The organism is Caballeronia sp. LZ008 (genome assembly GCF_031451435.1).
In the GTDB taxonomy this organism is placed as follows: Bacteria; Pseudomonadota; Gammaproteobacteria; order Burkholderiales; family Burkholderiaceae; genus Caballeronia; species Caballeronia zhejiangensis.
Map to the genome: position 1 here is coordinate 551788 of NZ_JARUXK010000001.1, position 20595 is coordinate 572382.

18 protein-coding genes are annotated in these 20595 nt (G+C 62.6%); 8 read left to right on the top strand and 10 right to left on the bottom strand.

Annotated elements, in window-relative coordinates; genetic code table 11:
- Positions 1 to 280 precede the first annotated feature (280 nt).
- Together clpS and clpA are read left to right on the top strand one after the other, a co-directional pair.
- Positions 281 to 595, top strand: a complete 315-nt coding sequence (gene clpS / locus QCE49_RS02595; RefSeq protein ID WP_008351199.1) for an ATP-dependent Clp protease adapter ClpS — start codon at positions 281 to 283, stop codon at positions 593 to 595.
- Positions 592 to 2895: an ATP-dependent Clp protease ATP-binding subunit ClpA gene (gene clpA / locus QCE49_RS02600; RefSeq protein WP_008351197.1), complete on the top strand. Its 2304-nt coding sequence runs from the start codon at positions 592 to 594 to the stop codon at positions 2893 to 2895. The genes clpS and clpA overlap by 4 nt, the downstream gene beginning before the upstream one ends.
- 176 nt (positions 2896 to 3071) lie before the next feature.
- Here clpA and QCE49_RS02605 read toward each other — a convergent pair whose 3' ends face one another.
- The 6 genes from QCE49_RS02605 to QCE49_RS02630 form a co-directional block, all read right to left on the bottom strand.
- A complete protein-coding gene (locus QCE49_RS02605) occupies positions 3072 to 3689 on the bottom strand; it encodes a hypothetical protein (RefSeq protein ID WP_008351196.1) in 618 nt (205 codons plus the stop codon).
- 482 nt (positions 3690 to 4171) lie between these two features.
- Positions 4172 to 4618, bottom strand: a complete 447-nt coding sequence (gene dut, locus QCE49_RS02610) for a dUTP diphosphatase (protein ID WP_008351195.1) — start codon at positions 4616 to 4618, stop codon at positions 4172 to 4174.
- A gap of 88 nt (positions 4619 to 4706) precedes the next feature.
- The gene (coaBC, locus tag QCE49_RS02615) at positions 4707 to 5915 is read right to left on the bottom strand and encodes a bifunctional phosphopantothenoylcysteine decarboxylase/phosphopantothenate--cysteine ligase CoaBC (RefSeq protein WP_034472998.1); all 1209 of its coding nucleotides are present in this window, start codon (positions 5913 to 5915) and stop codon (positions 4707 to 4709) included.
- 54 nt (positions 5916 to 5969) lie between these two features.
- On the bottom strand, positions 5970 to 6488 hold the full coding sequence (gene lspA / locus QCE49_RS02620; protein WP_033537118.1) for a signal peptidase II: 519 nt from the start codon (positions 6486 to 6488) through the stop codon (positions 5970 to 5972).
- Positions 6489 to 9320 carry an isoleucine--tRNA ligase gene (gene ileS / locus QCE49_RS02625; protein WP_008351192.1) on the bottom strand — a complete coding sequence of 944 codons (2832 nt, stop codon included), beginning with the start codon at positions 9318 to 9320 and terminating at the stop codon, positions 6489 to 6491. It abuts the gene before it with no gap.
- A gap of 95 nt (positions 9321 to 9415) precedes the next feature.
- Positions 9416 to 10411, bottom strand: a complete 996-nt coding sequence (locus tag QCE49_RS02630) for a bifunctional riboflavin kinase/FAD synthetase (protein WP_008351191.1) — start codon at positions 10409 to 10411, stop codon at positions 9416 to 9418.
- A gap of 149 nt (positions 10412 to 10560) precedes the next feature.
- Between QCE49_RS02630 and purN the strand changes: the two genes are divergently transcribed.
- The 6 genes from purN (at position 10561) to nadC (ending at position 17425) form a co-directional block, all read left to right on the top strand.
- On the top strand, positions 10561 to 11211 hold the full coding sequence (gene purN / locus QCE49_RS02635) for a phosphoribosylglycinamide formyltransferase (protein WP_244807745.1): 651 nt from the start codon (positions 10561 to 10563) through the stop codon (positions 11209 to 11211).
- Positions 11208 to 12506, top strand: a complete 1299-nt coding sequence (locus QCE49_RS02640; RefSeq protein WP_008351189.1) for an RsmB/NOP family class I SAM-dependent RNA methyltransferase — start codon at positions 11208 to 11210, stop codon at positions 12504 to 12506. Before purN ends, QCE49_RS02640 begins: the two co-directional genes overlap by 4 nt.
- A 3-nt stretch (positions 12507 to 12509) precedes the next feature.
- The gene (locus tag QCE49_RS02645; RefSeq protein ID WP_175982812.1) at positions 12510 to 13874 is read left to right on the top strand and encodes a mechanosensitive ion channel family protein; all 1365 of its coding nucleotides are present in this window, start codon (positions 12510 to 12512) and stop codon (positions 13872 to 13874) included.
- 239 nt (positions 13875 to 14113) lie between these two features.
- Positions 14114 to 15310, top strand: a complete 1197-nt coding sequence (locus tag QCE49_RS02650; protein ID WP_008351187.1) for an acyl-CoA desaturase — start codon at positions 14114 to 14116, stop codon at positions 15308 to 15310.
- Positions 15311 to 15425: 115 nt separating this feature from the next.
- Positions 15426 to 16553 carry a quinolinate synthase NadA gene (gene nadA / locus QCE49_RS02655; RefSeq protein WP_034472958.1) on the top strand — a complete coding sequence of 376 codons (1128 nt, stop codon included), beginning with the start codon at positions 15426 to 15428 and terminating at the stop codon, positions 16551 to 16553.
- Positions 16553 to 17425 carry a carboxylating nicotinate-nucleotide diphosphorylase gene (gene nadC, locus QCE49_RS02660; RefSeq protein ID WP_250458208.1) on the top strand — a complete coding sequence of 291 codons (873 nt, stop codon included), beginning with the start codon at positions 16553 to 16555 and terminating at the stop codon, positions 17423 to 17425. Before nadA ends, nadC begins: the two co-directional genes overlap by 1 nt.
- Here the strand turns inward: nadC and nadB are convergent.
- The 4 genes from nadB to radC form a co-directional block, all read right to left on the bottom strand.
- Positions 17422 to 19020: an L-aspartate oxidase gene (gene nadB / locus QCE49_RS02665; RefSeq protein ID WP_008351184.1), complete on the bottom strand. Its 1599-nt coding sequence runs from the start codon at positions 19018 to 19020 to the stop codon at positions 17422 to 17424. The genes nadC and nadB overlap by 4 nt on opposite strands.
- Before the next feature lie 189 nt (positions 19021 to 19209).
- Positions 19210 to 19377 (bottom strand): 50S ribosomal protein L33, encoded by a 168-nt coding sequence (gene rpmG / locus QCE49_RS02670; protein ID WP_007180630.1) that lies wholly within the window; start codon positions 19375 to 19377, stop codon positions 19210 to 19212.
- 11 nt (positions 19378 to 19388) lie between these two features.
- Entirely contained in the window at positions 19389 to 19622 is a 234-nt protein-coding gene (rpmB, locus tag QCE49_RS02675; RefSeq protein WP_008351171.1) for a 50S ribosomal protein L28, read from the bottom strand.
- A 216-nt stretch (positions 19623 to 19838) separates the two neighbouring features.
- Positions 19839 to 20588, bottom strand: a complete 750-nt coding sequence (gene radC / locus QCE49_RS02680; protein ID WP_008351169.1) for a RadC family protein — start codon at positions 20586 to 20588, stop codon at positions 19839 to 19841.
- Positions 20589 to 20595: the final 7 nt, after the last annotated feature.

Consider the following 20595-nt stretch of genomic DNA (forward strand, 5'->3'; position numbering starts at 1 on the left):
TGTGTGCTGCCGTCCAAGCAAGTCATCTTGAAAAGTCGCATAATCGACTCACTTGTGTGATACCCGGCGGCCCGCAGCGCTTGGTGCTCGGTTTGTTTTTTTTGAAGCTGTGCGATACTGGTTTCGACGAGGTGCAAGCGGGCCGCGCCGAAATGTTGGGCAGCGGCAGGATTCGATGGACGACACCTGTGCGAGTGCGGTTTTCAGCGACACATTCCGACCGGGCGGTCGGTGCTGGAGCGGCGATTGCGAGGACGTCCGTGATGTTTAGAATGGGTGTATGGCGATCAATCCCAACAAGCAGGATGGCACGGTACTGGAGCGGCAGGAGCAGAAGCTCAAGAAGCCGGCCATGTACAAGGTGGTGCTGCTGAATGACGACTTCACGCCGATGGAATTCGTCGTGATGATCGTGCAGGAATACTTCAATAAGGATCGTGAGACCGCGACGCAGATCATGCTCAAGGTTCATCGCGAAGGCAGGGGAGTTTGTGGGGTCTACACGCGAGACATTGCGTCGACCAAAGTTGAGCAAGTCGTTAGCCATGCACGGCAAGCGGGGCATCCGCTGCAGTGCGTGATGGAGGAAGCATGATTGCCCAGGAACTGGAAGTCAGTCTGCACATGGCGTTTATGGAAGCACGTCAGGCGCGGCATGAGTTCATAACGGTCGAGCACCTGTTGCTCGCCCTGTTGGACAATCCGACCGCGGCTGAAGTGTTGCGCGCCTGCGCAGCCAACATTGAAGATTTGCGTCAGAACCTGCGCAATTTCATTCATGACAACACGCCGACCGTGCCCGGCACGGACGACGTCGATACTCAGCCGACGCTTGGTTTCCAGCGCGTGATCCAGCGCGCGATCATGCACGTGCAATCGACTTCGAATGGCAAGAAGGAAGTGACCGGCGCGAACGTGCTGGTCGCGATCTTCGGCGAGAAGGACTCGCACGCGGTGTACTACCTGCAGCAGCAGGGCGTCACGCGTCTCGATGTCGTGAATTTCATTTCGCACGGCATTGCGAAGACGAATAGCGGCGACGCCGCCAAGGCGAGCAGCGAAGCGAATCCGGAATCGGAAGACGCCGCTGCGCAGAAGGAAACGCCGCTCGCGCAGTTCACGCAGAACCTCAACCAGCTCGCGAAGGACGGCAAGATCGATCCGCTGATCGGCCGTGAACTCGAAGTCGAGCGTGTGGTGCAGGTGCTGTGCCGCCGTCGCAAGAATAATCCGCTGCTCGTCGGCGAAGCCGGCGTCGGCAAGACGGCGATCGCCGAGGGCCTCGCATGGCGCATCACGCGCGGCGAAGTGCCGGACATCCTCGCCGATGCACAGGTCTACTCGCTCGACATGGGCGCGCTGCTCGCCGGCACGAAGTATCGCGGCGATTTCGAGCAACGTCTGAAGACGGTGTTGAAGGAACTGAAAGAGCGTCCGCACGCGATTCTGTTCATCGACGAAATTCATACGCTGATCGGCGCGGGCGCGGCATCGGGCGGCACGCTCGACGCATCGAACCTGCTGAAGCCGGCGTTGTCGTCGGGTCAGTTGAAGTGCATCGGCGCGACCACGTTCACGGAATATCGCGGCATCTTCGAGAAGGACGCGGCGTTGTCGCGGCGTTTCCAGAAGGTCGATGTCACCGAGCCGTCCGTCGAACAGACGGTGGCGATTCTGCGCGGCCTCAAGACGCGCTTCGAAGAGCATCACGGCGTGAAGTATTCGTCGGGTGCGCTGTCGGCGGCGGCGGAACTGTCGGCACGATTCATCACGGACCGTCATCTGCCGGACAAGGCCATCGACGTGATCGATGAAGCGGGCGCGGCGCAACGCATCCTGCCGAAGTCGAAGCAGAAGAAGACCATCGGCAAGAGCGAGATCGAAGAGATCATCTCGAAGATCGCGCGCGTGCCGGCGCAGAGCGTGTCACAGGATGACCGCAGCAAGCTCCAGACGCTCGATCGCGACCTGAAAGCCGTCGTGTTCGGTCAGGATCCGGCGATCGACGCGCTGTCGGCGTCGATCAAGATGGCGCGCGCGGGTCTCGGCAAGCTGGACAAGCCGATCGGCGCGTTCCTGTTCTCCGGCCCGACGGGCGTCGGCAAGACGGAGGTCGCGAAGCAGTTGGCGTTCACGCTGGGCATCGAACTGCTGCGCTTCGACATGTCGGAGTACATGGAACGCCATGCGGTCAGCCGTCTGATCGGCGCGCCGCCGGGCTATGTCGGTTTCGATCAGGGCGGTTTGCTGACCGAAGCCGTCACGAAGAAGCCGCATTGCGTGCTGCTCCTCGACGAAATCGAGAAGGCGCATCCGGACATCTACAACGTGCTCTTGCAGGTCATGGACCACGGCACGCTGACGGACAACAACGGCCGCAAGGCGGATTTCCGCAACGTCATCATCATCATGACGACGAACGCGGGCGCCGAGGCAATGGGCAAGGCGGTGATCGGCTTCACGTCGCGACGCGAGTCGGGCGACGAAATGGCCGACATCAAGCGCATGTTCACGCCGGAGTTCCGCAACCGTCTGGACCAGATCATCAGCTTCCGTTCGCTGGACGAGGAAATCATCCTGCGCGTGGTCGACAAGTTCCTCATGCAACTGGAAGATCAGTTGCACGAGAAGAAGGTCGATGCGGTCTTCACCGATTCGCTGCGCAAGCACCTGGCGAAGCACGGTTTCGATCCGCTGATGGGCGCGCGTCCGATGCAGCGTCTGATTCAGGACACGATCCGTCGCGCTTTGGCCGACGAGCTCCTGTTCGGCAAGCTGGTCAACGGCGGCCGCGTGACGGTCGATGTCGATGCGGACGACAAGGTGCAGCTGACGTTCGACGAAAACTCGGCGCCGCCGCGCAATCCGAATCCGGAAGCGATCGAAGTGGATTAACGCGTTTAAGGCGGGACGATAAGCGTGGACTCGAAAGAGCCCACGCTTTTTTTTTGCGCGTTTCACAACAAGCCGTTCCTTGCTCAAGCATGTTTAATGTATCCGTGTCCCATCCCATCAGTCTCGAAGTCCAGATGATGCGCGGAAACGAGCAAGCGCGTCTTCTGTTTGCGTCCTCACGGGTTGAGCGTTCCGACCATGATGTTGATCGAGCTGATGGTTACGATGCGCAAGTCTTTATCTCCAGTTGTACCTGAGAGCCGAAACTTGCCGTGTTCCCCGTTATTGCTGTGAAACGAGACTGCCGATGAGGGTTTTACGAAGTCCGGCGACACTCCGAATATGGTGAAAAATCTCCAGCCGATTCCTTGCATGCATGACGAATCGTGGTGATCGTCGGGGCTCGCCAGTACGGTTTCCAGAGGCGGGGGCGGAAGCGGGCCAAGGATGATTTCCTCGCAGTCATTGCCGTGTATGTCTGCATCTACTTGAATGGCGACAAGGTAGAACAGGCCGTTATACGACGTCGGAAACATTTGCGCGGTGTAGGTGTTGGAGTAGAAACTCACTTGGGCCACATCGAGCTTACTTACTACGGTAGAAGTTGTTTCGCCCAGAAGCGCCTGCCCATCACGGCCGGGGTTGCAGACTGATTGGACGCCAGCGTCATTGGAGTAAAACCAGTGGTCATAGAATTTGAATCCGCTGGCAGGCGGTGCAAGGCCGGACAGCGAGACGTTGGGAAATTCCAGTGCGAGCTGGTAGTTGTCTGAAAACATACATTCTTGGGCCATGATGCACTCCTAGAGATATGACTGTGAATCCTAAATAAAGCGGCGCGGATTAATCCAATTGGATCGAGTATTGAAGCGGTCTACATGGCTACCTCCACGGGTTTATTAAGTCAGAGTCGACAACAAACATATAAATCGGAATTTCGCAGCGGAGACGTGCGTGAAAACATTGGGCTCATCGTCAAGCGATGAACTCGATTCTGTCTCGAGCAACGCGCCGAGATAGCTGCAGTTATGTTGATGGAGATAGTCCGCGCGTTCTTTTGCTGTAGGGAGTTATAGGTTTGTAATGTCAAAATAACTGTGAAGGTTTGTAATACGCGAAAGCGATTTGATTGCGAGAATTTTCCTATTTGAAAGTTCGATATTTTGGATCGTTAAACAAAAACGCGGATTATCTAAAAGATAATCCGCGTTTCATCGGTAATGGAACTGATCAGTGGGACGATCTATGTCTCGTCCCAGCGCGAGTGCATTCGCTTTCAGTGTTTCCCGGTACTTCCAAATCCACCAAGCCCGCGCTCGCTCGCTTCGAAATCATCGACGATATTGAACTGCGCCTGCACGACCGGCACAATCACCATCTGTGCGAGACGCTCCATCGGGTTCAGCGTGAACGCGGTGTCGCCGCGATTCCACGTCGAAACCATCAGTTGGCCTTGATAATCCGAATCGATCAGCCCAACGAGATTGCCGAGAACGATGCCATGCTTGTGACCCAGACCCGAGCGCGGAAGGATCATCGCGGCATAGCCGGGATCGGCGAGATGAATGGCGAGGCCGGTCGGCACGAGCACGGTCTGATGCGGCTCGATGACGAGCGGCGCATCGAGGCACGCGCGCAGATCGAGGCCCGCGCTGCCGGGCGTGGCGTAGGCGGGCATGAAGTCGCGCATGCGCGCATCGAGAATCTTGACGTCGAGTTTCATAAATCGAGGCGTTATTGAATGGAATGGCCGAGCTCGAAAGCATCGGCGGGAAGTCGATAGGAGCGCGTGCGCGCGGCGTCGAGTTCGGTCACGACAACAGCGTGCCGCCGGTCTTCGGCGCGCGTTTTGCGATCTCCGCGATCAGCGTGCGCGCGAGTTCCTGCTTGCCGGCGCGCGGCAGCGGTGTCGTGCCGCTTTCTTCGAACAGCACGACTTCGTTGTCGTCGCGTCCGAACGTGAGCTGTCCGATATTGCCGATCAGCAGCGGCACGTTCTTGCGCTTGCGTTTCTCATCGCCATGAACCTCGAGATTGCCGCTTTCCGCCGCAAAGCCGACGCAAAAAGGCGGATTCGGCAGCTTCGCCACCGACGCGAGAATGTCCGGATTCTCGATGAAGTTGAACGTCGGCAACGCGTCGGCGGTCTTTTTGATCTTCTGCTCGCTGACGTGATCGACGCGCCAGTCCGCCACCGCGGCGACCGCGATGAAGATGTCGGTGTCAGGGGTCGCGGCCATCACCGCATCGTGCATTTCCTGCGCGGTCTGCACGTCTTCGCGATACACGCCCCACGGCGTCGGCAGGGAAACCGGACCGGCGACGAGATGCACGTCCGCGCCCGCCTGCGCCGCCGCGCGTGCGAGCGCGAAGCCCATCTTGCCCGACGAACGATTGGTGATGCCGCGGACCGGATCGAGCGGCTCGAAGGTCGGACCGGCGGTAATCAGCACGCGCTGGCCGCGCAGAATCTTCGGCTGAAAGAACGCGCAGATCGCTTCGAACGCGGCTTCCGGCTCGATCATGCGGCCGTCGCCGACTTCGCCGCACGCCTGCGAGCCCGAATCCGGACCGAGCACTTCGACGCCATCGGCGCGAAGCTGGCTGACATTGCGCTGCGTCGGCGGGCTTTGCCACATCTGGCGGTTCATCGCGGGCACGACGAGCAGCGGGCAATCGCGCGCGATGCACAGCGTCGAAAGCAGGTCGTCGCACATGCCATGCGCGAGCTTCGCCATGAAGTCGGTCGAGGCGGGCGCGATGACGATCGCATCCGCTTCGCGCGAAAGATCGATGTGCGGCATGTTGTTCGGCATGCGCGCATCCCACTGCGACGTGTACACGGGACGGCCCGACAGCGCCTGCATCGTGACGGGCGTGATGAACTGCGTGGCCGCTTCGGTCATCACGATCTGCACGGTTGCGCCGGCCTTGACGAGCAGGCGCGTCAGTTCGGCGATCTTGTAGCAGGCGATGCCGCCGGTCAGTCCTAAAACGAGATGTTTGCCCGCGAGTTCCAACTTGCCTCCATCGCAAAAGAACACGGCTCCGTGAGAGGAGCCGCGTCGTGAATATCAACGTGAACCGCGCACGCGCCGCAGTTCGTCGAAAATCAGCAGGACCGCGCCGACGGTGATCGCGCTATCGGCGAGGTTGAACGCCGGCCAGTGCCACGCGTTCACATGAAAATCCAGAAAGTCGATGACGTGCCCGTACGCAATCCGGTCGATGACATTGCCGATCGCACCGCCCATGATGAGCGACAACGCCGTGCAGAACATGCGCTGCCCCGAATGGCGCTTGAGCAGATAGCAAATCACGATCGCCGCGACGACGCCCAACGCCGTGAACGCCCAGCGCTGCCAGCCGCCCGCCATCGCGAGGAAGCTGAACGCCGCGCCGCGGTTGTAGACGAGCAGCAGATTGAAAAAGGGCGTGAGCGCATGCGGATCGCCATAGGCGAACACGCGCTGCACGGCGATCTTCGTCAACTGGTCGAACAGAATGACGATCAGCGCGACGCCGAGCCACGGCGCGAGCGAACCGCTGCTCGCGGTTCTAACGGAAGTTTGCTTTGCCATCGTTCGAGCCATTTATGCCGCGCCTCGCGTTTCGCCTGCGCCGAAGAGATTGGAGAAGCAGCGGCCGCAGAGGCCCGGATGTTCCGGGTGCGAGCCGACATCGGCGCAATAGTGCCAGCAGCGCTCGCACTTCATGTAGCTCGACGCGGCGACATCGACGCCTTCTTCTGCTTCGCTCGCCACCTTTTCCACTTGCGCCGACGACGTGATCAGCACGAAGCGCAATGCATCGCCGAGACTCGCGAGTGCGTCGTAACGCGCGCCGCTCGCACGAACCACGACTTCCGCCTGCAGCGACGAACCGATCTGATTGGCCGTGCGCGCTTCTTCGAGCGCCTTGGTGACGTCGCCGCGCGCGCTGCGGATGAGCGTCCACTTGTCGAGCAGATCGCCGCCGTTCGCGATCTCCGGATACGTCGCGAAGACTTCCGTGAAGATCGTTTCCTGACCGGGCTTGAGCACCTTGTACGCTTCTTCGGCCGTGAACGACAGATACGGCGCGACGAGACGCAACAAGCCGTGCGCGATATGGAACAGCGCGGTTTGCGCGCTGCGGCGCTCGCGCGAATCGGGCTTCGTGGTGTAGAGGCGATCCTTCAGCACGTCGAGATAGAAGCCGCCGAGGTCTTCCGAGCAGAATGTCGCGATCTTCGCGACGACCGGATGGAATTCGTACTTCTCGTAGTGCGCGAGGGCGTCGTCCTGCAGATTGCGCGTGAGCGCGATGGCGTATCGATCGATTTCGAGCCAGTCCTGAACCGGCAGCGCGTTCTTGTCGAAATCGAAGTCCGACAGATTCGCGAGCAGGAAGCGCAGCGTGTTGCGGATACGGCGATACGTCTCCGTCACGCGCTTCAGGATTTCCTCGGAGATCGCGAGCTCGCCCGAATAGTCCGTCGATGCGATCCACAAACGGATGATTTCCGCGCCAAGGCGATTGGACACTTCGTGCGGATCGATGCCGTTGCCGAGCGACTTCGACATCTTGCGGCCTTCGCCATCGACGGTGAAGCCGTGCGTGAGCAGCGCGTCGTAGGGCGCGCGGCCGTCGAGCATCGACGCGGTGAGCAGCGACGAATGGAACCAGCCGCGATGCTGGTCCGAGCCTTCGAGATAGAGATCGGCCGGAAACTGCAGCGAATCCTTGTGCGAGCCGCGCAGCACGTGCCAGTGCGTCGTGCCGGAATCGAACCACACGTCGAGCGTGTCGCGGTTCTTCTCGTACATGTTGGCTTCGTCGCCGATCAGTTCGCGCGGATCGAGCGATTGCCACGTTTCGATGCCGCCTTCCTCCACACGCTTCGCCACTTCTTCCAGCAACTCAAGCGTGCGCGGATGCAGCTCGCCGGTTTCCTTGTGCACGAAGAACGCCATCGGCACGCCCCACTGACGCTGACGCGAAAGCGTCCAGTCCGGGCGATTCGCGATCATGCTGTAAAGACGCTGCTTGCCCCATGACGGATAAAACGCCGTGTTCTCGACGCCTTCCAGCGCGATCTCGCGCAGCGTGCGGCCGCCGTCCTTCGGCTTCACGTCCATGCCGGCGAACCATTGCGAGGTCGCGCGATAGATGATCGGCGTCTTGTGGCGCCAGCAGTGCATGTAGCTGTGCGTGTACTTTTCGCTCTTGAGCAGCGATCCCGCGCCTTCGAGCGCTTCGACGATCTGCGGATTCGCCTTCCAGATCGAGAGCCCGCCGAACAGCGGCAACGATTCGATATAGCGGCCATCGCCCATCACCGGGTTGATGATGTCCGAGTCCGGCATGCCGTGCGCCTTGCACGACACGAAGTCTTCCACGCCATACGCCGGCGACGAATGCACGATGCCCGTGCCGCTTTCCGTCGTCACGTAATCGCCGAGATAGACCGGCGCCGTGCGCTTGTAGCCCGGATGCGCTGCCGCGAGCGGATGGTGGAAGCGCAGGTTCGCGAGCTTTTCGCCGGTCGTCGTCGCGATGACTTCGCCCGTCAGGCCGTAGTTCTGCAGGCACGCTTCGACGCGCTCCTGCGCGAGGATCAGGAGACCGCGCGGCGTATCGACGAGCGCGTAGACGATCTCCGGATGCACGTTCAGCGCCTGGTTCGCGGGAATGGTCCAGGGCGTCGTCGTCCAGATGACGATGCCGCCTTCCGTCTTCGGCAGCGCGGGCAGGCCGAACGCCTGCGCGGTCTTCTCCGGTTCGGCGAACGCGAACATGACGTCGATGGTCGGATCGGTCTTGTCCTTGTATTCGACTTCCGCTTCGGCCAGCGCCGAGCCGCAGTCGAAGCACCAGTTTACCGGCTTCAGGCCGCGGAACACGAAGCCCTTCTCCATGATCTTGCCGAGCGCGCGGATCTCGCCCGCTTCGTTGGCGAAGTTCATCGTCTTGTACGGATTGTCCCAGTCGCCGAGCACGCCCAGGCGCCGGAAGCCGACCTTCTGTTTTTCGATCTGTTCGCCCGCATAGGCGCGCGCCTTCCGCATCACTTCGATGGCGGGCAGCGTCTTGCCGAACTGCTTTTCGATCTGGATTTCGATCGGCATGCCGTGGCAGTCCCAGCCCGGCACGTAGACCGCGTCGAAGCCCGCGAGATTGCGCGCCTTGACGATCATGTCCTTCAGGATCTTGTTGACGGCGTGACCGAGGTGGATGTCGCCGTTCGCATACGGCGGGCCGTCGTGCAGGATGAACTTCTTGCGGCCCTTCGACGCCGCGCGGATCTTCTCGTAGATCTTGTTGTCCTGCCACTCCTTGACCCACGCGGGTTCGCGCTTGGGCAGGTCGCCGCGCATCGGGAAGGGCGTGTCGAGCAGGTTGACGGGATACTTCGAGGAGGCTTTTTCTTTCTTGTCGCTCATGGGTGACTCAGTGAATTCGGTGAGACGGCGCTCGTCTTTTAGCGCGCGGTGATTCGGAAGCGGGGCAGCGGACGGCACAAGAACGCGCCGCACGCTCACCTAATTCGGTCGGTCGCCGAGATGGCGAAGCCCGTCGCGCGGCTGCCGGCGTTGCTCGCGGGCGGCAGGCCGAAGTACGCGCGCGCGTTGTCGACGTCTTTCGCGATGGCGCGGCCGAGCGTTTCGAGGTCGACGTACTTTTCCTCGTCGCGCAGCTTCTTCAGGAATTCGACGCGCACGAGCTTGCCGTAGGCGTCGCCGTGCCAGTCGAGCACGAACACTTCGAGCAGCACGCGGCCGGAATCGTCGACGGTCGGGCGCAGGCCGAGGCTCGCGACGGCGGGCAGCGGTTCATCGGCGAGGCCGTGCACGCGCACGACGAAGATGCCCGCGAGCGCCGGCCGCTTGTGCGCGATCGGCAGATTCAGCGTGGGAAAGCCGAGATCGCGTCCGAGCTTCGCGCCGTGCACGACGTGACCGCTGATGACATACGGGCGCCCGAGCGCGACTTGCGCCGCGTCGAGATCGCCCGCGACGAGCGACGCCCGCACCGACGACGACGATATGCGCGTGCCGTTCGGATGCGCGACTGTTGCCATCTGCTCGACTTCGAAGCCGTATTTCTCGCCGGCGGCTTTCAACGACTCGAAATTGCCCGCGCGTTTCGCGCCGTAGCAGAAGTCGTCGCCGACCATGACCCAGCGCGCGTGCAGGCCATCGACGATGACGTTCTTCACGAACGTATCCGGCGATTGTCCCGCGAACGTCTTGTTGAAATGCTCGACCACCACGCGATCGACGCCGTTGGTGCGCAGCGCTTCGAGCTTGTCGCGCAGCATCGCGATGCGCGGCGGCGCGCCCGCCGGATTGAAGAACTCGCGCGGATGCGGCTCGAAAGTCATCACGCAGACCGGCAGGCCGCGCGCGTCGGCGGCTGCCCGCACGTGCGCGAGCAGCGCCTGGTGGCCGCGATGGACACCGTCGAAATTGCCGATGGTCAGTGCGCAGGGCGCCCGGCTTTCGGCATTGGGGAGGCCGCGAAAGACTCTCACGATAGGCGATGGTCGGTGGGAGGGGCTGATGCTGCAAAGCGTTAGATTATAAACGCTCGCAAGGAGGACGGGCGCGAGCGCCCCGGCGCGATGCCTGACCGAACCCGTATGGCACGATTTTCGCACCCTTCGAATGATAAAATCCGCGGATGAAAAAAATCGTCATTCTGATCTCCGGACGCGGGAGCAACATGGAGGCCGTCGTGCGTGCATGCGCGCGCGAAGGCTGGCCGGCTCGCGTCTGCGCGGTCATTTCAAACCGGCCCGATGCCGCCGGGCTAGGCTTCGCGGCCGCGAACGGCATCGAAACGAACGTGGTGGATCATCGTCAGTTCGACGGTCGCGAATCGTTCGATGCCGCGCTCGCGCGTGAAATCGATCGCTTCGAGCCCGATCTCGTCGTATTGGCCGGCTTCATGCGCGTGCTGACCGACGCCTTCGTCGGGAAATATGCCGGGCGCATGCTCAACATTCATCCGTCGCTGCTGCCGTGTTTTCCGGGCTTGCGTACGCATCAGCAGGCGCTCGACGCAGGCGTGCGCGTGCACGGCGCAAGCGTGCATTTCGTGACGCCGACGCTCGATCACGGGCCGATCGTCGCGCAAGGCGCGGTGCCGGTCGTCGCCGGCGACGATGCCGCCGCGCTCGCCGCGCGCGTGCTCAAGGTCGAGCACGACATCTATCCGCGCGCGGTGCGCTGGTTTATCGAAGGGCGTCTTTCTATCGAAGGGGAGCGCGTCGCGCTCACGCCGTCTGAGCCGCAATGGCTCTTTGCCGACATTGCCGGGGAGGGCGTATGAGGCTGCATGGATTTCTGATCGGACAAACCGAAACGCTGCTTGCGGACGTGCTCCGCTTTTCCGGCCCCGCCGATGCCGCGACGAGCCGCTTTTTCCGCGCGCATCCGAAGCTCGGGCACGGCGAGCGCGGCGTGATCGCCGAGGCGGTTTTCGCGGTGCTGCGCCGGAAGATGGAGTTTTCGCATCTCGCGGAAAGCGGCAGCGGCAACCAGGCGCGCCGTCTGGCGCTGCTCGGGCTGATGCAGACGGCCGGGCTCTCCGCGCTGAAGCCGTTCGTCTCGGCCGATGAGTATCAATGGCTCTCGCAAGTCTCGAAGATCGATCCGGCGAGCTTGCCGGTGCGCGTGCGGACCAACCTGCCGCAGTGGATCTACGACGCGATGGGCAAGCGCTTCGAGCCGGAGGAACTCGCGCAGCTCGCCGCCGCGCTGAACTATCCCGCGCCGCTCGATCTGCGCTCGAATCCGATCAAGGCGGATCGCAAGGTCGTGCTGAAGGCGCTGACCGAAGCGGGCATCGACGCCGGCGAAATGCCGTTCGCGCCGTTCGGCATCCGCGTGGACGGCAAGCCGGCGCTCACGCGTCTCGCGCCGTTCCAGGAAGGCTGGATCGAAGTGCAGGACGAGGGTAGCCAGTTGCTCTGCTCGCTGATGGCCCCGCGCCGCGGCGAAATGATCGTCGATTTCTGCGCGGGCGCGGGCGGCAAGACGCTCGCCCTCGGCGCGATGATGCGCTCGACCGGCCGTCTCTACGCCTTCGACGTGTCCGATCGCCGGCTCGCGAAGCTCAAGCCGCGGCTTGCGCGCAGCGGTCTGTCGAACGTGAATCCGGTGCTGATCGACAGCGAGCACGACGCGAAGATCAAGCGTCTCGCGGGCAAGATCGACCGCGTGCTCGTCGATGCGCCGTGCTCGGGCCTCGGCACGCTGCGTCGCAATCCGGATCTGAAGTGGCGCCAGTCGCCCGCGACCGTCGCGGAACTCACGCCCAAGCAGCTCTCGATCCTGTCGAGCGCCGCGCGCCTCGTGAAGACCGGCGGCCGTCTCGTCTATGCGACCTGCTCGATGCTCGAAGCGGAGAACGAAGACGTCGTGAAGCAGTTCCTCGAGACGCATCCGAACTTCCGCGTCGTGCCCGCGCGCGACGTGCTGGCGGAACAGCGCATCGATCTCGATACGGGCGAATTCCTGTCGCTGTGGCCGCACAAGCACGGCACCGACGGCTTCTTCGCGGCGGTGCTGGAGCGCGTGCCGGACGCCGCAAAAGCGCCCAAAGCGGCCGAAGAAACCGCTTAAGCAATGCAGAACCACTTCCTGAACGAACTCTCCGCGCGGCTCTTCCGCGATTTCGGCGAGCCGGAAGTGATCTGGCAGGTGGCCGCGCTCGTCGGCCTGCTCGTAGTGGCGTGGTGGTGCGCGCGTCTGCTTCGCAAGAAGCTCGATGCGCGCCGCCAGTCGCGTTTCGAAGCCGTGCGCTTCGGCGCGGAAAGTCTCAACAAGGCGCTGTTTCCGTTGCTCGGCACGGTTTTCGTGTCGATCGCGCAGGTCGTGCTCGCGCCGTTCATCCATACGTCGCTGTTGCGGCTCGCGCTCGTGCCGCTGTGCGGCATCACCGTCATCTACACGATGCTCTACGTCGCGCGGCGCGTGTTCAGCCGCGGCCAGACGGAGCACGAGGCGAACGCGCTGCTGTATCTCTTCGAGAAACTCGTCACCGTGATCGTCTGGGTGACGATGGTGCTCACCGTCATGGGCATTCAGGACGACGTCGTCCACTGGATGGCGAGCGTGCGCTTCAACTTCGCGAACGCGCACATGACGCTGCTCTCGCTCGCCTCGGGCGTGCTGTGGGTGTGCGTGACGCTGATCGTCGCGATGTGGGCGGGCGCGCTGCTCGACGACCGCCTGATGCGCGCCCGCTCGCTCGACGCGAATCTCAAAGTGGTGCTCGCGCGCGTCGGCCGGGCGCTGATGATCCTCGCCGCCATTCTGGTGAGCTTGTCGATCGTCGGCATCGACATCACGGTGCTCGGCGTGTTCGGCGGCGCGCTCGGCGTCGGGCTGGGCTTCGGCTTGCAGAAGATCGCGAGCAATTACGTATCGGGCTTCATCATTCTGCTGGACCGCTCCTTGCGGCTCGGTGACATGATCAATGTCAGCGGAAATCAGGGCACGGTCACGCAGATTCGCACCCGATACACGGTGGTGCGCGGCCTCGACGGCATCGAAACGCTGATTCCGAACGAAAAGCTCATCACCGACGTGGTGCAGAACCATTCGTCGTTTCTCACGCGCGGCAACGCGAAGATCGCGGTGCAGGTGAGCTATCGCTGCGACGTCGAACGCGCGATGCAGTTGCTCGTCGAAGCAACGCAGGGCGTCGAGCGCGTGTTGCAGGACCCGGCGCCCGCGGCGCTGCTTGCGAGCTTCGGCGCGGACGGAATCAACCTCGAACTGAGCTTCTGGATCGAAGAGGCCGCCAAAGGTACAGGCGGCGTAAAGTCGCACGTAAATCGGGCGGTTTGGCGGTTATTCTGCGAGCATGGCATTGAAATCCCGTACGCTCAGCGCGAGATAAGGATTATCGATGGCGTGCCCCGCCCGGGCGGCGAATCGGTACTTAATGCCGGAAGCGGCGGTGAAAGCGCTGCGCCTGCCGCCTGATCGCTGATCGTCAGAACCAATCTTTCGATTTGGCGTCGGAATCAACCCCAATTCGGGGCGTGAGTTTTTCCTCGTTTTGGTACGATTCAAAAAATTTCACCTTTAGGACAAAGACTTGGAACGCATGCAGTAAAATGCGATCGAACTTGCGCACGTTCCTTTCATGTGCCCAACGCGTTGTTCGAAGTCTGTTCGACCGGCCATTTTTCCCGAATTTCACAGCTACACAGGTAACTGCCTTGCTGAATTCTTCCCTTGAATTTCTCGCCAACGGATTGCTGGACTTCTCCTGGTGGCAGATTCTGCTGTTCACGCTTGCGATGACTCACGTCACGATCGCCGGCGTCACGATTTACCTGCACCGTTGCCAGGCGCATCGCGCGCTGGATCTGCATCCGGTCGCGAGCCACTTCTTCCGTTTCTGGCTGTGGATGACCACCGGCATGTTGACCGGCCAGTGGGCGGCGATCCACCGCAAGCACCACGCGAAGTGCGAAACCGAAGAAGATCCGCACAGCCCGCAGACGCGCGGCATCTGGAAGGTGCTGCTCGAAGGCGCGGAGCTTTATCGCGCGGAAGCGAAAAACGAAGAAACCATGCGCAAGTTCAGTCACGGCACGCCGAACGACTGGATGGAACGCAACGTCTACACGCGTTATCCGATCCTGGGCATCAGCATCATGATGGTCATCGACGTGGCGCTGTTCGGCATCGTCGGTCTGTCGGTCTGGGCCGTGCAGATGATCTGGATCCCGTTCTGGGCGGCGGGCGTCGTCAACGGTCTCGCGCACTGGTGGGGCTACCGCAACTTCAATTCGTCGGATGCATCGACGAACATCTTCCCGCTCGGCATTCTGATCGGCGGCGAAGAACTGCATAACAACCATCACACGTTCGCGACGTCCGCGAAGCTGTCGAGCAAGTGGTACGAGTTCGACATCGGCTGGCTGTACATCCGCATGATGTCGATGGTCGGCCTCGCGAAGGTCAAGAAGGTCGCGCCGACGCCGAAGCTCGCCGCCAGCAAGGCCGTCGTCGATCAGGACACGCTGCAGGCCGTGCTCGCCAACCGCTACGAAGTGATGGCGCGCTACGGCAAGGCGCTCAAGCACGCCTACGCGCAGGAACTGGCGAAGCTGAAGGAGGCCGGCGCGCGCGAGAAGTATCAGTTGATGCGCGGTGCGCGCAAGTGGTTCCACAAGGAAGAAGACGGCCTGAACGAGCCGCAGTTGAAGCAACTGCCGGAGCTGACTTCGGATAATCAGAAGCTGCGCACGTTCATCGAGCTGCGCAAGGATCTGTCGGCGATGTGGGATCGCTCCAACGCATCGCGCGAGCAACTCGTCACGCAATTGCAGGACTGGTGCCATCGCGCGGAAGAAAGCGGCATCAAGGCGCTGCAAGACTTCGCGTTGCGTCTGCGCCGCTACGCCTGACGCGCGATATCCGTTAAAATTTAAGGACGTCACAAGACCCCGCTCTGGCGGGGTCTTTGTTTTTGTGCAGCCGATTCTTGCGTTACGTTGTTGGCACGGAGCAGGGGACAGGGACATGGAAGCGATCAGGAGCGTCGAGTACGACCGGCCGCAAGGCCTGACGTGTGGAGTGGGCGAAGCGTGGGCGCGCGTGCCGGACGCACCGTCGGCCGAACGGAAGCGCGAGTTGAAGGAGCGCATTCGCGCGTTGCTCAAGCGCGAAGAAGCCGTGCTCGTCGCGCACTATTATGTCGACGCTGAGCTCCAGGAACTCGCCGACGAAACTGGCGGCTGCGTTGCCGACTCGCTCGAAATGGCGCGTTTCGGCCGCGATCATGCTGCGAAAACGCTGGTCGTCGCGGGCGTGCGTTTCATGGGCGAGACGGCCAAGATTCTGAGTCCGGACAAACGCGTGCTGATGCCCGACCTCGACGCGACCTGCTCGCTCGACCTCGGCTGCCCGGCCGACGAATTCTCAGCATTCTGCGACGCGCATCCGGACCGCACGGTCGTCGTGTACGCGAACACGAGCGCGGCCGTGAAGGCGCGCGCGGACTGGATGGTCACATCGTCGATCGGGCTTGAAATCGTCGCCGATCTGCACGCGCGCGGCGAAAAAATCCTGTGGGCGCCGGATCGTCACCTCGGCAGCTATATCCAGAAGAAGACCGGCGCGGACATGCTGCTGTGGCAAGGTTCATGTCTCGTCCACGACGAGTTCAAGGGCATCGAGCTCGATTTGCTGCGCAACGAATATCCCGACGCGAAAATCCTCGTGCACCCGGAATCGCCGGAAGGCGTCGTCGCGCTCGCGGATGTCGTCGGCTCGACCACGCAACTCATCGACGCCGCGGTGAAGCTGGACGCGAAGCGCTTCATCGTCGCGACGGACCTCGGCATCCTGCACAAGATGCGGCTCGCCGCGCCCGGCAAGATTTTCATCGAAGCGCCGACCGCCGGGAACAGCGCGACCTGCAAGAGCTGCGCGCACTGTCCCTGGATGGCGATGAACGGTCTCGCCAATCTCGCCGACGTGCTCGAACGCGGTCACAACGAGATTCACGTCGATCCGGCCATCGGGCAGCGCGCGCGCGTGCCGATCGATCGCATGCTCGACTTCGCGGCGCGTCACAAGAAACGCGTGCAGGCGAGCGGCGATCTCGCCAAGGACGGAACGCTGTTTTCGAACGTGGGAGCCGCGTGATGACGTATCGGGCGATTTTCGAGGAAGTCCGCAAGCAATACGGCGAAGCATTCGACGATGCGCTCGCACGCAATGTCGTCGATGCGCTCGAAGAAGACGTCGGCACGGGCGATCACACCGGGCGCCTCGTGCCCGCCGACGCCCGCCGCACCGCGCGCATCATCGTGCGCGAGGAAGCGGTGCTGTGCGGCGCGCCCTGGTTCGACGAAGTCATGCGCCGCGTCGATCCGACGATCGAAGTCGAATGGCAGTATCGCGAAGGCGATCGCATGGCGGCCAACTCCACGGTCGTACTGCTGCACGGCCCGGCGCGCTCGCTTCTGACGGCGGAGCGCAACGGCCTCAACTTCCTGCAATTGCTGTCGGGCGTCGCGACCGCCACGCGCCGCTATGTCGACGCGATCGAAGGCGCGCGCGCACGGATTCTGGACACACGCAAGACGCTGCCGGGCTTGCGGCTCGCGCAGAAATACGCGGTGCGCGTCGGCGGCGGCGCGAATCAGCGCCTCGCGCTCTACGACGGCATTCTCATCAAGGAAAACCATATCGCAGCGGCGGGCGGCGTCGGCGCGGCGATGGATGCGGCGCTCGCGCTGAAGGCGGGCGTGCCGATTCAGATCGAGGTCGAAACGCTGGAGCAACTCGAGACGGCGCTCGCACATCGGGCCGAATCGATCCTGCTCGACAACTTCACGCTCGACATGATGCGCGACGCGGTGCGCATCACGGCCGGGCGCGCGTTGCTCGAAGTGTCGGGTGGCGTGAACTTCGACACGGTGCGCGCGATCGCGGACACGGGCGTCGATCGCATTTCCATCGGCGCGCTCACAAAAGACCTGCGCGCGACCGATTTCTCGATGCGTCTGCTCTAAAGGCTCGTGCGGCGCGCGGCCGGCGGCATCAGCACCGTCGGCAGCGCTTTCGGCAAGGTCGCGGGCCAGTCGCGGCTGTAGTGCAGGCCGCGGCTCTCGCGGCGCGAGCACGCGCTTTCGACGATCAGCGACGCCACATCGACGAGATTGCGCAGTTCCAGCAGATCGCGGCTCACCTTGAAGTTGGCGTAGTACTCGTGAATCTCGTCGCGCAGCAGCGCGATGCGATGTTGCGCGCGCGCAAGGCGCTTGTCCGTGCGCACGATGCCGACGTAATTCCACATCAGGCGGCGCAGCTCGTCCCAATTGTGCGCGACGACGACTTCCTCGTCCGGATCGGACACGCGGCTTTCGTCCCAGTCGGGCAGTTGGGCGTGACAACCATTCGAGAAGCCGTCCGCTTCGATCGCCTGCGCCGCCGCGCGCCCGATCACGAGGCATTCCAGCAGGGAATTGCTCGCGAGCCGGTTCGCGCCGTGCAGACCCGTGTACGACGTCTCGCCGACCGCATACAGCCCCGGACGATCCGTGCGCCCCGCGAGGTCCGTGACGACGCCGCCGCAGGTGTAATGGGCGGCGGGCACGACGGGAATCGGCTCCTTCGCGATATCGATGCCGAATTCGGCGCAGCGCGCGAGGATCGTCGGAAAGTGCTCTTCGAGAAACGCGCGCGGCTGGTGGCTGATGTCGAGATACACGCAATCGATGCCACGCTTCTTGATCTCGAAGTCGATCGCGCGCGCGACGATATCGCGCGGCGCGAGCTCGGCGCGCTCGTCGTGCGCGGGCATGAAGCGCGTGCCGTCCGGCAGACGCAGCACGCCGCCTTCGCCGCGCACCGCTTCGGAGATCAGAAACGACTTCGCATACGGATGGAAGAGGCACGTCGGATGGAACTGGATGAACTCCATGTTCGCGACGCGGCAACCCGCGCGCCACGCCATTGCGATGCCGTCGCCGGTCGCGGTGTCGGGATTGGTCGTATAGAGATAGACCTTGCCCGCGCCGCCTGTCGCGAGAACGGTGTGCGGCGCCTGGATCGTCACGGTGCGGCCCGAGTTCAGATCGAGCGCGTAGAGGCCGTGACAGCGATGGCCGGGCAGCCCGAGACGGTCGGACGTGATCAGGTCGATCGCGTAGTGATCTTCGAGGACGGTGATGTTCGGATGGTTGCGCACGCGTTCGGAAAGCGTCGTGACCACCGCGTGGCCGGTCGCGTCGGCGGCGTGGATGATGCGGCGATGACTGTGACCGCCTTCGCGCGTCAGATGGAAGCCGAGTTCGGCGGAGACATCGCGCGTGAAGGGCACGCCTTCGTCGATGAGCCATTCGATCGCGGCGCGCCCGTTTTCGACGATGAAGCGCGTCGCGGCTTCGTCGCACAGTCCGCCGCCCGCGACGAGCGTATCGTCGACGTGATTGTCGACGCTGTCGGCGGAGTCCAGCACCGCCGCGATGCCGCCTTGCGCCCAATCGCTTGCGCCGACGCTCGCCGCGCGCTTCGCGAGAATCGCGACGCGCCGCGTCTCGGCCAGATTGAGCGCGACGCTCAGACCCGCGAGGCCGCTTCCTACGATCGCCACATCGAAATTCATGCTGCCGGTTCTCCGTCCGTGTTCTTCGTCGATAGCCGGCAAGCATAACGCGCACGAACATTCCGTGACAGCGAAAACCCCCGCACGATCGTGTGCAAAGCGTGTTAAAGCGGCGCCGGAAAACAAAAAACCCCGCGAGGTGCGGGGCTTTCTGCTGTCTTCGTGCAGGCTACTCAAAAATCAAGCGGCTTACTTGATCTTGGTTTCCTTGTACTCAACGTGCTTGCGGACGACCGGATCAAATTTCTTGATCAGCATCTTTTCCGGCATGTTGCGCTTGTTCTTGGTCGTCGTGTAGAAGTGACCCGTGCCTGCGGTCGATTCCAGCTTGATCTTGTCGCGTGCGCCCTTGGCCATGTGCGTGCTCCTTAGATTTCACCGCGTGCGCGCAGGTCTGCGAGCACGGCGTCAATACCGTTCTTGTCGATCAGGCGCAGGCCGGCGTTCGAAACGCGCAGACGCACCCAGCGATTTTCACTTTCAACGAAGAAACGGCGATTCTGCAGGTTCGGCAGGAAGCGACGCTTGGTCTTGTTGTTTGCGTGGGAAACGTTGTTGCCCGACATCGGGCCTTTCCCAGTTACTTGGCATACGCGTGCCATGGTGACACTCCTAATACACGTTGAGTCCGAGACGAACGCTCGAATCGAAAGCACTCGCTTTCAGCTTCGATGCCTCTTATCGCCCAATTTGCCGATCGGGGACTTGGCAGCACGGTTATGCCAATGAGGGCCGCATTCGTTCAGAACAGGCGGGTTGAGAAAAGCAAACGAGGATTCTAACAGGAAAAACGCTGCAATATCAAACGTTTTATGCCGTCACAGCCAGCCATGCCGCGCGAACGAGAAGACCTCGTTCGCCGCCACGACGATGTGATCGAGCAGCCGCACGTCGATGAGCGTCAGCGCGTCCTGCAGCGTCTTGGTGAGTCGCCGGTCGTTCGCGCTGGGCTCGACGCCGCCCGACGGATGATTATGCGCGACGATGAGCCCCGCCGCGTTCAGCGTGAGCGCGCGCCGCACGATCTCACGCGGATACACGGCCACGCGCGTCAGCGAGCCGCGCGCCGACTCCTCGACATGCAGCAACTGATGGCGCGCATCCAGATACAGAGAGATGAACACCTCGTAGGGCCGCGTGCCGATCAAGAGCCGCAGATAGTCTTCCACCGCGCCCGGCGCGTTCAGCAGTTCGCGATCGCGCGCCTTCTCGGCGAGCGCGCGCCGGCACAATTCCGATACGGCGATGAGCGTCGCCGCCCGCGCCGGCCCGATGCCGCGCAGTTCGCGCAATTCCGCCGCCGACGCGTCCAGCACGCCGCGCAGCGACCCGAAACGCAGCAGAAGCTGACGCGCCACATCGACGGCCGTGGCCCCCGGAAGGCCGGTGCGCAGGAACAAGGCGAACAGTTCCGCGTCCGACAGCGACGCCGGGCCTGTATCGAGCAGGCGTTCGCGCGGCCGGTCCGCGCGCGCCCACTTGCGGATCGGCAGGAGAGGCGCGATCGCGGACAAACTGTCGCCGTCGGGTGCGACGAGCGGCGGCACGAGCCGCAGATCGGCGCTCATCGCGGTG